This window comes from Cypionkella aquatica, assembly GCF_030161095.1.
Taxonomy (GTDB): Bacteria; Pseudomonadota; Alphaproteobacteria; order Rhodobacterales; family Rhodobacteraceae; genus Cypionkella; species Cypionkella aquatica.
In genome coordinates this window covers 345,434-359,267 of sequence record NZ_BSPP01000010.1, presented here as the reverse complement: position 1 = coordinate 359,267, position 13,834 = coordinate 345,434, and the positions used below count along the sequence as shown (strand labels likewise).

General features: G+C 61.6%; 9 protein-coding genes. 5 read left to right on the top strand and 4 right to left on the bottom strand.

What is annotated here, in order from left to right; all coding sequences use genetic code 11:
- Positions 1 to 15: 15 nt before the first annotated feature.
- The 4 genes from QQJ98_RS14650 (at position 16) to QQJ98_RS14635 (ending at position 4,443) form a co-directional block, all read left to right on the top strand.
- On the top strand, positions 16 to 2,925 hold the full coding sequence (locus tag QQJ98_RS14650; RefSeq protein WP_284326090.1) for a helicase-related protein: 2,910 nt from the start codon (positions 16 to 18) through the stop codon (positions 2,923 to 2,925).
- Between the two features lie 13 nt (positions 2,926 to 2,938).
- Entirely contained in the window at positions 2,939 to 3,256 is a 318-nt protein-coding gene (locus QQJ98_RS14645) for an RNA-binding S4 domain-containing protein (RefSeq protein WP_284326089.1), read from the top strand.
- A gap of 47 nt (positions 3,257 to 3,303) precedes the next feature.
- The gene (fdxA, locus tag QQJ98_RS14640; protein WP_284326088.1) at positions 3,304 to 3,642 is read left to right on the top strand and encodes a ferredoxin FdxA; all 339 of its coding nucleotides are present in this window, start codon (positions 3,304 to 3,306) and stop codon (positions 3,640 to 3,642) included.
- 291 nt (positions 3,643 to 3,933) lie between these two features.
- On the top strand, positions 3,934 to 4,443 hold the full coding sequence (locus QQJ98_RS14635; RefSeq protein WP_284326087.1) for a CarD family transcriptional regulator: 510 nt from the start codon (positions 3,934 to 3,936) through the stop codon (positions 4,441 to 4,443).
- 171 nt (positions 4,444 to 4,614) lie between these two features.
- On the opposite strand, the gene QQJ98_RS14630 is transcribed toward QQJ98_RS14635, so the two are convergent.
- Both QQJ98_RS14630 and QQJ98_RS14625 read right to left on the bottom strand, forming a co-directional pair.
- The gene (locus QQJ98_RS14630; protein WP_284326221.1) at positions 4,615 to 6,579 is read right to left on the bottom strand and encodes a cation:proton antiporter domain-containing protein; all 1,965 of its coding nucleotides are present in this window, start codon (positions 6,577 to 6,579) and stop codon (positions 4,615 to 4,617) included.
- 296 nt (positions 6,580 to 6,875) lie between these two features.
- Positions 6,876 to 10,097, bottom strand: a complete 3,222-nt coding sequence (locus QQJ98_RS14625) for a hypothetical protein (protein ID WP_284326086.1) — start codon at positions 10,095 to 10,097, stop codon at positions 6,876 to 6,878.
- Between the two features lie 171 nt (positions 10,098 to 10,268).
- Between QQJ98_RS14625 and QQJ98_RS14620 the strand changes: the two genes are divergently transcribed.
- A complete protein-coding gene (locus tag QQJ98_RS14620) occupies positions 10,269 to 10,958 on the top strand; it encodes an SIMPL domain-containing protein (RefSeq protein WP_284326085.1) in 690 nt (229 codons plus the stop codon).
- Between the two features lie 125 nt (positions 10,959 to 11,083).
- Here the strand turns inward: QQJ98_RS14620 and QQJ98_RS14615 are convergent, their stop codons facing one another.
- Positions 11,084 to 12,370 (bottom strand): O-acetylhomoserine aminocarboxypropyltransferase/cysteine synthase family protein, encoded by a 1,287-nt coding sequence (locus QQJ98_RS14615; RefSeq protein WP_284326084.1) that lies wholly within the window; start codon positions 12,368 to 12,370, stop codon positions 11,084 to 11,086.
- Positions 12,371 to 12,708: 338 nt separating this feature from the next.
- Entirely contained in the window at positions 12,709 to 13,833 is a 1,125-nt protein-coding gene (locus tag QQJ98_RS14610; protein WP_284326083.1) for an aminotransferase class V-fold PLP-dependent enzyme, read from the bottom strand.
- Position 13,834: the final 1 nt, after the last annotated feature.

Sequence of the window (13,834 nt, the reverse complement as noted above, 5' to 3'; positions counted from 1 at the left end):
GGCAGGGCCACAGATATGACGGCTGCCGGACAGGTGACGGCGGTGCTTGGGCCGACCAACACCGGGAAAACGCATTACGCGATAGAGCGCATGCTGGGCCACCGCACGGGGGTGATCGGCCTGCCGCTGCGTCTGCTGGCGCGCGAGGTCTACGACCGTATCGTGGCCTCTCGCGGCCCGTCAGTGGTGGCGCTGGTGACGGGTGAAGAGCGCATCGTGCCCGACCGTGCGCAATATTGGGTCTGCACTGTGGAAGCCATGCCTTTGGACCTTGGCGCTGATTTTGTGGCGGTGGATGAAATCCAGCTTTGCGCCGACCCCGAGCGGGGGCATGTCTTTACAGATCGGCTTTTGCGCGCGCGCGGCCTGCACGAAACCCTGTTTATGGGCGCCGAAACCATGCGGCCTGCAATTGCTGGCCTTGTCAAGAATGTGCAATTCGTCAAACGAGAGCGGTTTTCCGAACTGACCTACACCGGCCAGAAAAAGATCAGCCGGATGCCCGAACGCTCTGCTATCGTTGGGTTTTCGGTGGAAAACGTCTATGCGATTGCCGAACTGATCCGCCGTACCAAGGGCGGTTGTGCCGTGGTGATGGGCGCCTTAAGCCCCCGCACCCGCAACGCACAGGTGGCACTCTATCAGAACGGCGATGTCGATTATCTGGTGGCAACCGATGCGATTGGCATGGGGCTCAATCTGGACATCAAGCACATCGCCTTTGCCGCGACCTCTAAATTCGATGGCCGCCGGATGCGGGCTTTGTATCCGCAGGAATTGGCACAGATCGCAGGTCGCGCCGGGCGCTATCAGGAAAACGGCACCTTTGGCGTCACAGGCGAGGTGCGCCCGCTGGAGGATGAAACCGTCGAGGCGATTCAGGAGCATCGCTTTGACCCGGTGCGCAAACTTGAATGGCGCAATCACGCGCTGGAATTTGGCAGCGTTGATCGCCTGATCCGCAGCCTTGAAGCCCCCACCCAAAACAAATGGCTCGCCCGTGCGCGCGATGCCGATGATGTGCTGGCGCTGAAATACCTGTCCGAATTGCCCGAGGTTAAAGAAAAACTGAACACCCCGCAGCGCATCAAACTGCTGTGGGAGGTTTGCCGCATCCCCGATTTCCGCAATGCGGCGGGGAATGAGCATGTCACCCTGCTGGCCCGCATCTTCGATTTCCTGACGGGCAGGGGCCTTGCGCAGACCCGGATCCCGTCGGATTGGCTGGAAAAGGCCATCGCCCGGATAGATAAAGCGGGCGGCGACATTGATACCATCTCGAAACGGCTGGCCTATATCCGCACCTGGACCTATGTTGCGCAACGCAAGGGCTGGGTCGACAACGAAAGCCATTGGCGCGCCGAGACGCGTGCAGTAGAAGACCGACTGTCAGATGCGCTGCATGCAGCCCTGACTCAACGATTTGTTGACCGGCGCACGTCCGTGCTGTTGCGGCGGTTGAAGCAGAAGGAGACCCTCGTGGCCGAGGTGAATGACAAAGGCGAAGTGACGGTAGCAGGCGAATTCGTCGGCCGTCTTGAGGGGTTCCGTTTCCGTCAGGATACGACCGAATCGAATGAGGAAGCCGCCACGCTGCGGCAAGCCGCATTTGCGGCGCTAAAGCCCGAATTCCACCTGCGGGCGGATCGGTTCTATAACGCGCCCGATACCGAATTGGACTTTACCGAGCAGGGCGGCCTGATGTGGGGCACCCAAGCGATGGGCAAGCTGGTCAAAGGCGCTGAACCTGCCCGTCCCGCTGTCGAGGCTTTCGTCGATGACGAAGCAGGCCCCGATGTCGCAGACAAAGTGCGCCGCCGTCTGCAGCATTTCATCGACCGCAAGGTGGCCGCCAACTTTGAACCCCTGCTGGCGATGGGCCGCGATGAAACCCTCACCGGTCTTGCACGCGGTTTCGCGTTCCGCTTGGCCGAAGGTCTGGGCGTGATCCCGCGCGAGAATATCGCCAATGAAGTCAAAGAGCTGGATCAGGAAGCCCGCGGCGCGTTGCGCAAGCATGGCGTGCGTTTTGGTCAGTTCACCGTCTTCCTGCCTGCTTTGCTGAAACCCGCGCCGACCCGTCTGCGCTTGGTGCTGTGGTCGCTGTGGAATGGTCTGGATGAATTCCCCGAAAGCCCGCCTCCGGGTCTGGTGACGATCCCGAACATCCCCGCCGTGCCGAAAATGCACTACACTCTGGCGGGCTACCACCCGGCAGGCGCGCGCGCGATCCGCATTGATATGCTGGAACGTCTGGCCGACATCCTGCGCACCAAAGACAGCCGCGCAGGTTTTGAAGCCACGCCCGACATGCTGTCGATCACCGGCATGACGCTGGAGCAGTTCAGCGACCTGATGGGCGGTTTGGGCTATAAGGGCGAGAAGGCCGAGCGTCCAAAGGTCAAAGCCGCACCGATCCCGGTTGCCGTCGATCCCGATGCCCCGATCCAGCCGATCCCCGAAGGCGAATCGGCCTTCGTGCAGCCTGACCCGGAAGCGGCCCCCGAGATGGAGTCGTTCTACACCTTCACTTGGGCACCCAAACCGCGCCCACGTCCAGAACGCCCCGCGCGCCCGGAACGTGCGCCGCGCGCTGATGCTCCGGCAGCCGCAGACCGTGGCCCACGCCCGGATCGTGGCCCACGGCCTGATCGCGGCCCCAAGAAGGAAGGCGATGCGCCAGCCGCAGATCGTGGTCCACGGCCTGATCGTGGCCCGCGCCCCGAAGGCGACAAATCCGATCGCGGCCCGCGCCGTGATGGTGAAAAGCGCGAAGGCTACAAGGGCAACAAACCGTATGGTGGCAAGCCGGGCGACCGCGATAACAAGCCGAAAACCTACGAACAACGCCCACCGCGCGCCGAAAAGCCGATTGACCCAGACAATCCCTTCGCGGCCCTGATGGCGCTGAAAAGCAAGCTCTGACGGGCGGTTAGGTTTGGCTGGTCCCGGTGCCAAACCCGCAAAAGATGTCCAGCCGAAGTTGCGGCTGGACAAATGGCTGTTCGCGGCGCGGTTTTTCAAGAACCGCGAGCTTGCATCCGAAGTTATCGAAAGCGGCCATTTGCGCCTGAACGGCCAGCGCTGCAAAAAGCCGGGCCATGCGGTGATGGCAGGCGATACGCTGACCTTTCCGCAGGGCCGCGCGATCCGGGTGATCCGGGTGCTGGCGCTGTCAGATCGTCGTGGCCCGGCGGAAGAAGCGCAGCAGCTTTATCACGATCTTGCGCCAACCGCCGATGCACCGCTTGAATGATCCGTCTGGCTTTAGTAGTCAGACGACGCTGAGATAGGAGCCCATCCATGACCTACGTTGTGATCGACAACTGCATTGCCTGCAAATACACCGATTGCGTCGAAGTCTGCCCGGTGGACTGCTTCTACGAGGGCGAAAACATGCTCGTCATCCACCCGGATGAATGCATCGACTGTGGTGTTTGCGAACCCGAATGTCCCGCCGATGCGATCCGCCCGGATACCGAGCCGGACATGGATGCTTGGGTCACCTTCAACCGCAAATATTCCGAAATGTGGCCAGTGATCGTGACCAAAAAAGATCCGCTGCCGGGCTATGAGGAGCGTGACGGCGAAACCGGCAAGCGCGAAAAGTATTTCTCGGAAGCGGCAGGGCAGGGCAACTGAGCCGCGCACCCTTGCACTGATTCGCACCAATCCGGTTCACGAATCGGGCAGAACCGTAAAAGCCTAATGATTCCAAGCCTTAGTGTGCCCAACGCCCTGTTTCGCGGCGGTTGGAATCGGGGCGATTCTGTGTTATACGTTGTTTACAAATAAACACGGATGCCTGCACAAACCTCAAAGCTGCCAGCTTGGGGTGAAAATCTAGTCGAAAAGATAAGCCGTTTGCTCGGGATGAATTCCTGGGGCGGTGATGTTTTTTGCGGAACAGGCTCTTGCCGAGGAAGCGACTGAATGACCAAATCGAAGAAGCCTGATTTTCGTCCTAACGAGTTTGTTGTTTATCCTGCGCATGGCGTTGGCCGTATTGTCTCTATCGAAGAACAGGAAGTCGCCGGTTTCGTGCTGGAACTGTTCGTGATTTCGTTTGAAAAAGACAAGATGACCCTGCGGGTGCCGACCCATAAGGCCACCGATGTTGGCATGCGCTCGTTGTCGTCGCCGGATCTGGTGACCAAGGCTTTGGACACGCTGAAGGGCAAGGCCCGCGTCAAGCGCGCGATGTGGTCGCGTCGGGCGCAGGAATATGAACAAAAGATCAACTCGGGCGATCTGATGGCAATTGCCGAAGTGGTGCGCGACCTGCACCGCAGCGATGATCAGCGCGAGCAATCTTATTCCGAGCGTCAGCTTTATGAAGCAGCGCTAGAGCGTCTGACCCGCGAAGTCGCGGCTGTGTCGGGCGTGGATGAGGCAGGCGCGCAGAAGAAGGTTGGCGATGTGCTGATCGGCCGCGCCGCTTGATCAAGCCTATCTGATCTGCGTCAAGTTTCCAAAAAACGGCGGTCCATCGGGCCGCCGTTTTTGGTTGATCTGGATGGCGCTTATTCCTGCATACCACTCGATTGTGTGGTTAAATTTCCGTAAACTACCACATATGTAAATCTGTCCCAGCGGGGATAAAATCAGCGCCATTTATCGGTCTGTAGGACGCTCTGCGATGTCTTCCATATCGGGGAACAACATGGCTTGCAAAACTTCTGGCGGCTCTTCGGCGGCCATCGGTTTGACCTCGTGCAACTCCTCCATCAGCGCGGTTTCAAGATCCCGGTCCAACTGCTTGGCGCGCGCGATATAGGCCTCGTTCAGATGGGTGGGCTGGCCCGGCACCCAGACCTCTGCCAAATCGCGCATCGCCCCGCGGTCCACCCGGAAATAGGCTTGGCTGACCTTGGCCGCTTCGTATTCAGAGAAGCCCATATTCTCCAGAACATACCGCCCCGCCCGGATCGAGCTGTCAAAGGTCTCGCGCACGATGTCATCCGCCCCAGCCTGATACAGCTCGTAGACATGCACCCGGTCACGCGCCCGTGCCACGATGTGAATATCGGGGCGACGCGATCTGGCATAACGCACGATCCGGCTGGCGGTGTCGCGGTCATCTACTGCAATCACGATCACCTGCGCCTCGGCCAGACCTGCGGCCTCCAGCAGTTCGGGGCGGGCAGGGTCGCCGAAAAACCCCTTGATGCCAAAGCGGCGCATGGTTTCAATCGTGGTCATGTCATTGTCCAAAACCACCGTCGGGATGCCAGAGGTGCGGATCAGCCGATTGACCACCTGCCCAAACCGCCCGATGCCCGCGATGATCACCCGACCCTTTTCGTTGATCTCATCCGGGGCCTGATCCGGCACCCGCTGCGCAAAGCGCGCGCTTAGCCAATCATAGCCGATGAACAGCAGCGGTGTCAGCAGCATCGACAAGCTGATCACCAGCAGCCCCATCTGCCCCGCCGCCAGCGGCAAAGCACTTTCGGCCCGCGCAATGCTGACGATCAGAAAGCCAAACTCGCCCCCCTGCGCAAGGCTAAGCGAGAACAGCCAACGGTCCTGCCGCTTCAGTTTGAACACCCAAGCGATGCCCAACAGGATCACACCTTTCAGCAGCATCAAGCCCAGCGTCAGCCCCAGCACGGTGAAAGGCTCGCGGGCCAGCATGGCAAAGTTGATGCCGACGCCGACGGTCATGAAAAACAACCCCAGCAGCAGACCCTTGAACGGTTTCAGATCGGCCTCAAGCTGATGCCGGAATTCCGAGTTCGCCAGCACCACGCCCGCCACAAATGTGCCCAAAGCTGGCGACAGGCCGACCAGAGTCATCAAGAACGCAGTGCCAAGCACCATAAGCAGGCTGATGAACGTGCCCATTTCGGGCAGTTTCGCGGCATGGACAAAGCGGAAAATCGGGCGGCTCAGGTAATGCCCGGCCAGCACGATCCCGGCGACAATGGCCAGCGTCAACAGCCCCGCCGCCCAACCGGGCAGCGCCTGCATCGTGGTGATCAAGGGCGAGGCTGCATCATGGGTGTCCACCACATCCAGTGGATTGCTGACGCCATAAATCGCCGCGTTTGGCCCAATCAGATCAGGCAGCGCCAGCAGCGGAATCACCGCGAGCATCGGGATCACCGCCATATCCTGCGTCAGCAACACCGAAAACGCCGATCGCCCGCCCATGCTGCGCATCAGGTTCTTTTCCGACAGGGTTTGCAGCACGATAGCGGTCGACGAAAGCGAGGCCATCATCCCCAAAACCAAAGCCACCGCAGGCGACTGCCCGAACCAGATCAGCGCGCCCGCCACCGCCGCCGTGGTCAGCACCACCTGCGCGCCACCCATGCCCAGCAGCTTGTGGCGCATCTCCCACAGCGATTTCGGCTCCAGTTCCAGCCCGATCAGGAACAGCATCAGCACGACGCCAAACTCGGCAAAATGCTGCAGATCGGCGGTTTCGGCACCGGCAAGGCCAAAGATCGGCCCCATCAAAATCCCCGCCGCCAGATATCCCAGCACCGAGCCCAACCCCAGGCGCACCGCCAAAGGCACCACGCAAACGGCGGCACCAAGGTAGATTGAGGCTTGCAGCAGAAAGCTTTCCATCATGCACTTTCAGTCTGGGGTGGGGCAGATTTGGCTGGGTTTAAGATTTGGCGGGGTTCAAGATTTGTTTGGATTTCAAATTTGCAGACGAAGCGGTTGGCAGGGTCGGGGGCGCGCTGCCTCATGCAAGCTGATAGCGGCACAGCGCCAGACCCCAAAGTATCCTATCGCAAATGCCAGAAAATTCTGGCGGCTGCTGCGGCTGCTCAAGCAATAGGTGACGAAATAGGGCAGGGTTGGCTACGATCCGGTCACAGCTGGCATAGCCGCGCACGCAAGGCGCGCAGGCGCGGCTCTCAGCTTTTCGGCATCGCCAAGGCGACCAGACGGCCACCCTTTTGATAGCGCACCTCGGTCGCGGTGATGGCTGCGACGCGGCCACCGCCGTCAATCGTATCGCCAACCCGCACTTTTTTGTAGCGGCCATTGGCGGTGCGCACCAAAGCATAGCGTTTGGACTGAGTGCCATAAACGCCGATCAGGTTAAGCTTTGACAGGTTGATCGCGTTCTTGAAGGTCGCCTGCTTTGCCACTGTCGCCTTGGTTGGGATCTTCGGCGCGGCAGAGGCGATCTCGGGCTCATTGTCAGCCTCTGCGGCTCCGTTCTTTTCCGGCTCTGGCTGGGCTTTGCGCGACGGTGCCACGGCGGCAACCTCGGCTTCGGGCTCTGGTTGCGGCTCCCGGGCGACGGCTGCGACGGCGGCCTCGACCGCACGGCTTAGATCGCGCGGGCGGGCGGCAGGTTTGCGGCTGATCGCGATGGCAAGCTTCGAGCCACCGCTCACCGCCGACGCTTGGGTGATCGCCTCGGCCTGTGCGGTCAAAGAGGCCGCAGCAGAGGCTTGTTGCGCCTGACGCCCAGCGGCGAGAATAGCGCCGGGGCGTGCCGCGGGGCGCAGACCAGCCAGCCGGGTGTCAACCGCAGGGGCCAGCGCGCCTTGATCGGCAGTTGGGGCGGCCAATCCGGCAGGGCGAAGCTTTGGTTTTTTGCCGGCAAGCGCGGGGTCGGCATAGACCGGCGCTTCGGCTTGTGCGTCTGCGACCGCTGCGGCAACGGCGGCAGGATCGACCAAAGCCGCAGCATCCGCAGGTGCTGGTTTCAACGCAGCGGCGGCAGCGATAACGGCAGCGGTGCGCACACCCGGCACCACCTCGGGCTTGCCTGCGCGCAAAACCACACCTTCCGGCGTGATCACACCCTCGGGCGTTGGCACAATCGTGCCATTCGGTTCAAACTGATACACCGTGCCAAACGGCGGAGGAGCGGGCTGTGCAGAGGGCAGGCTGTCGCCCTGCGGCAGCGGCTGGTTCAGCGTCAACGGGTCAGAAGCAGCAGGCGCTGCATCCATCGAGGCCAGAAAGATCTCATCATCGGTGCCCGCTGTCGGATTGACCGGGGCAGGAGTTTCGGCGGCAACCTGCAAGGTCGGCGCAGGTTCAGTGGCCGTCCCAGCGGCCAGATCGCCCGCTTGCTGATCGCCAGCCTGTGCAGCATCCTCGAATTCGGCAGGCGGATTGACCACCTCTTCGACAGGCGCTGCCCCGGGATCACTGACCGAAGCGGTATCCGACAGCGCAGCCGGGTCCTGCATATCGGCCAACATCTCGTCATTGGCATCCGGGAAGTCGGTCCCCGCGTCACTGCTTACCCCGTCAGAGCCATCGCCCCCCGCATCGCCAACCTGCACTGGCTGCTCGCTTGAGGCATTCCAAGCGCCCATCGTGTAAGACGACCATGCCGCAACCATCGCCAACAAGAACAGCAGCACAACCGTCAGCACCAGCCCCAGATAGCGCGGCTTGCCCCGCACCGGCTCGCGCGCGGCAAACCCGCCGGGCGCGCGCGCCGCAGCAGGGCGTGGTGGGGTGGTGGCTTGTGACGTGGCACTGGCCGACGCCGCATTGGTGGATTTCAGCGGCGGCAAGGCGGAGGGGATCGCAACCTTGCTGCGCGGCTTGGCTGTCCCTGACGCTGTCGCTGTGCTTGCAGAAGACACGAAAGACGACAAGCCGCGCAGCCCGGACTTTGCGGGCTTTGTTGCCTTGGCAAGGGCCTCAGGCTTCTGGATGCCCGGACGCTGTGCTGACGGCGGTGGCCCGGCCAGCGGCTTTGCCCCAACCGAACGCTGCCCGCCATCCTTCGCCCCACCCAAAGCCGGAGCCTTGCTGGGCAGAGGGTCATTGGCCTGACGGCGGCTTGAAAACGCGCCCAAGGCCGATGCCGGATGCATTGGCGGCAAATCATCGTCAATTGCCGGATCAATCACCCGCGCCGACTGCGGCGAGACAGTTTGCCCAGAATTGGGTTGCCCCGATGCAGATTGCGCCGAAAGCGCCGCACGGATGACATCGGCCCCTTGCGGCTCTGCGTCTTGCGCGGTGTCATTGTCGGCCTCGTCATCGGCGACATCCAGCGCCATCGGGGCTTCTTCAACCTCGGGCAGCGGCTTCGGTGGTGCCGGTTTCACGGGTGGCGGCGGCGCAGGCTGCGCGATGGGCGCAGACAGCGTATCGGCCAAAGCCGCAATCAGCGTGCGATCATCGTCGCCGCCATCAGCCGATGGTCGGCGCGGCTCGATAAAAACCGGCTCCGACGCGCGCAGCGGCCGCGGTTGCAGATCGCGCGACTGGGCTTCACGCCCAACGGCTTCGGCTTCAGAGGCTTTGCTTTCAAAAGGCACATATTGGCTGGCCTCTGCGTCCGGGTATGCCTCGGGAAACGGCTCTGGCGCGGAAGCAGGTGTTGGCTTTGGTGCAGGTTCCAGCGCCAACTCGGGCTGAGCGGTGACTTCAGGCACAGGCTCTGCCACGATTTCCGCGACAGGTTCTGCTCTAAATTCGGCTTCTGCGACAAACTCAGGTTCTGCGACATATTCAGACTCAACCAAAGCCTCGGCGTCCGCAGTAACCTCTGCCACAGCTTCTGGTTCAACCACAGCTTCGGTCTCAACCGGCGCAGTTGCCGCAAACCCGCGCGCCACCATCATCACAGGTGCCGCATCGCGTTCAACCTCGCCCCCCGCCGCCATCAGCGAGGGCGCAAGCGACGACAGCCCAAACCACGGCTCGCCTGCAAAGACGCCCCCATCAGGCGCCGCGACGAAGGCAATCGGGTTCAGCCGGTGCTCGGTCGCAAAGGCCTCGGCCTCGGCCAAAGTTTCCTTGGCGATCACCGCAACCTGCACATCCGCGCCATCACCACTGACATCATAGGCCAGATCGGCAACATCATAGGGGGTGCGCCCCTCAAGCGCTGCGGCCACCTGCGCGGCGCGGCTGTCTGGATCGGGGCCGGGCGCATGCAAAGTCAGATACAGGATCTGTTCGTTCGGGATCACCAGTTTGGTGGCCATCCCGCGCGGCGATAGGCCAAGCGCTGTGGCGCGCAAATAGCCCAAAGCCTCGGTCAGATCGGGTGTGTCAAGTGGTACGGCACCAACAAGTTGCCAACCACTTCCCGAGCGGTGCAGCAAACTGATCGTGTCATCGCGGAAATCGAGTGCAAAAGCTGGTTTCATATCACGGGTCTAGCACATGGAGGGCACCGCAGGAAACGCGCGCTGCAAGGTTGGGCCCTTCCTATAGCAGCTTTTTGCCGAAGGAAAGAAAAACGCAAGCCGGGTCCAAGGATTGGCTTGCGGCGCGCGTCATAGCACTACACCTAAGACGCATAACTTTTGGAGGTTCCCATGCGTGTTCTGAAGACCCTGTTGCTGTCCGCCGCCCTTGTCCTGCCAATTGCGGCCCCGGCACTTGCCGATAATGTGATTACCGTGACGGGGGAAGCCACCGTTCAGGTCACCCCCGACATGGCGACGATCTCGCTCGGGGTCACCACCGATGGCGCGTCAGCTGCCGAGGCGATGGCCGCCAACTCGAAAGCCCTGCAAGCGGTGATTGATCGGCTGAAATCGGCGGGGATCGAGGACCGTGATCTGCAAACCTCGAACCTGTCGCTGAATCCGAACTGGGTCGGCTACGAATCCGGCTCGACGCCGAAGATTGCGGGCTATGTGGCGTCCAACATGCTCAGCGTGCGGGTGCGGGCGTTGGAAAGCTTGGGCAGCGTGCTTGATGCCAGCATCACCGATGGCGCGAATACGCTGAACGGCATCACCTTTGATCTTGCAAGCCCCCGCCCGGCGCAGGACGAGGCCCGCAAAGCCGCCGTGGCCGATGCCAAAACCCGCGCTGAATTGTTCGCCGCGGCCGCTGGGGTAAAGCTTGGCAAGGTCGAAGCGATCTCTGAAAACGCAGGTTACGGCGCGCCAATGCCGATGTTCCGCGACGAGGCCAAGGCGGCATCTGCGGTGCCGGTCGCTTCGGGCCAGATCGGAATGAGCGCGGCTGTCACCGTCACCTACGAGATCGTTGACTGACCTAGCATTTCATCCGTTCTTAAATATCCCCGCCGGAGGCTTCTGTGGCCCCTCCCGGATGCCTCCGGCGGGAGTATTTCAAAAAGAGCAAACCCGGGCGCGATCTAAGCCCGGGTTTTCTGGCGTCACGCGGTGGCAGCCGTCAGCGCCTGATCCAAATCCGCAATGATGTCTTTTACATCTTCAATGCCAATCGACAGCCGGACCACATTCGGCGCAGCCCCCGCGCGGATCTGAGCGTCTTCCTCCAGCTGACGGTGGGTGGTCGAGGCCGGATGGATGATCAGGCTGCGGGTGTCGCCCAAATTGGCAACATGGCTGAACAGTTTCAGGTTATCGACGAGCTTGACGCAGGCATCATAGCCGCCCTTCACCGCGATGGTGAACAATGCCCCAGCCCCTTTCGGCGTGATCTTCTCTGCCCGCTTGCGGTAGGGCGAAGAGTGCAGACCGGCATAGGTGACGGTTTCCACGCGCGGGTCTTGATCCAGCCAGTCGGCTACGATCTTGGCGTTTTCAACATGGCGCTGCATGCGAAGCGACAGGGTCTCAATCCCCATCAAGGTGTAATGCGCGCCCTGCGGATTCATCGTCATGCCCAGATCGCGCAGGCCGACGGCGATGGAGTGGAAGGTGAAGGCCATCGCGCCCAAGGCTGGATGGAAGGCAAGGCCGTGGTAAGCAGGTTCGGGCTGGCTGAGGCTGGGGAATTTAGCCGAAGCCGACCAGTCGAACTTGCCGCTATCCACCACCACGCCACCCGTCACCGTGCCGTTGCCAGTCAGGTATTTGGTGGCGGAATGGACCACCAGCGTCGCACCATGCTCGATGGGTTTGCACAGGTAAGGTGTGGCGGTGGTGTTGTCGACGATCAGGGGGATGCCCGCCTGATCCGCGATGCGGGCGAGCGCATCAAGATCGCTGACATAGCCGCCGGGGTTGGCGATGGTCTCGCAAAAGATCGCGCGGGTGTTTTCGTCGATGGCGTGCTCGACCGCCAGCAGGTCCTCGGTATCGACGAATTTCGCTGACCAGCCGAAGCGTTTGATGGTCTGGCTGAACTGGGTGATCGTGCCGCCGTATAGCCGCGACGACGCGACGATGTTCAGGCCCGGCCCCATCAGCGGAAACAACGCCATGATTTGCGCCGCATGGCCACTAGAGCAGCAAATCGCCCCCGCGCCGCCTTCAAGCGCGCAGACCCGGTTGGCGAGGGCTGACACGGTGGGGTTGGTCAGGCGGGAGTAGATGTAGCCGACTTCTTGCAGATTGAAGAGTTTGGCGGCGTGGTCGGCGTCGCGGAAAACGTAGGCTGTGGTTTGATAAATGGGGACTTGGCGCGCGCCCGTTGCGGGGTCTGGTGCGGTGCCTGCGTGGATGGCAAGGGTATCGAAGCCTAAGGGGTTGCTCATGGTATCCTCCCTGATGGAATGGGCACAGGGTAGGCGCGGGGCGAGCGTTGGGCAATGGCAAACACGGCGTGGTGTCCACGCGTGGACAGATGAGCGGTTTATGCCTTTTCAAGGGGTTAGCAGGGGGGTGTTCATGCTTTCTTAATGCTTTGGTGGGGAATTTTATTGCGACCCGGTTTGCTCTGGGCCGAACTTGAAGCCTCCGGCGGGGATATTTGACCCAGTGCGAAAGCAGGAAGTGCCGTGCGTGCTGCATCGCCGACAGCGCAAGCCCTCTCATTTCACATTGGGTCAAATATCCCGACCGGAGGCTTCGACCGTGCCGCCGCGCTATGGTTTCAGGCGCGCAAAAGTTTGGTCAGGGCGGCGATCAAAGTCTCGGTGCCTGCCATCGTCGTGAGATTGCCGGGCGACAGCCGCAGGGTTTGGCTGCGCGCGTCGGTGGTGATGCTTTGGGCGCGCAGGGCGGTGACCACCTCGGCGGCGGGGTGGGTGTCGGGCAGGCGCAGCATGATTGAGCCGCCGCGTTTGTCTGGCGCGCGCGGTGTCAGCAGGGTCAGGTTCAGCGCGTCAGCGGCCTCGATGATGCGTGCGGTCAGGCGGCGGTTGTGGGCCAACAGCGCGGCTTGGTCTTGGGTTGCATGCCAATCCAAGGCGGGCAGGCTTGCCAGCGCCGCCATCGTGCCGGGGGTGCCATTGTCAAAGCGGCGAATGTCGGGGGCGTATTGGAAAGCGGTGATGTCCCAGTTGAACGGGTTGGCTTGCGAAAACCAGCCGCGCAATTCGGGGGTCAGATGCGGGGTCAGGCGCGGGCTGACATAAAGAATCCCTGCGCCGGGGGTGCCGCACATCCATTTCAGGCTGGTGGAGACGGTGAAATCAACCTCGGGGGCCAGCACGTCATAGGGGATCAGCCCTGCCGCTTGGGTGATGTCGGTGCCGATCAGGCTGCCCATACGGCGGCCATGTGCGACCATGCGTTTGAGATCAATGCGGTGCGAGGTCAGCGAGGATACCCATGTCAGCAAAGCAAGGCCAACATCTGGCGTCCAAGCCTCGATAAAGTCGTCATCCTCGACATAGCCCATGCCTTGCCGCAGCGGCACGGTGTGCAGGGTGAAGCCGTATTTCTCGGCCATACCGTTCAGCAGAAAGTGGTTGGACGGGAAGCAATCGGCCCCGACCAGCACTTTGCGGCCTTTCAGATGGCTTTCGGGCAGCGAGGTCAGCAGGGCGTGGAAGGCGGCGGTGACGTTTTCGGTGGCGGTGATGCTTTGCGGGGCGGCGTTCAGGATGGCGCGCCAGCGGTCGATGAAATTCTGGCGTTTTCCCAGCGCATAGGCCCATTGGCTGTCATCTGGTTTGCCCCAGACGCCTGCAAATTCGGTCATGGCGGAAGCGAGATCTTCGGTTTTGCCGGGATACATGCCGATGGAATGGTAGAGGAAATAGACTTCAGACATA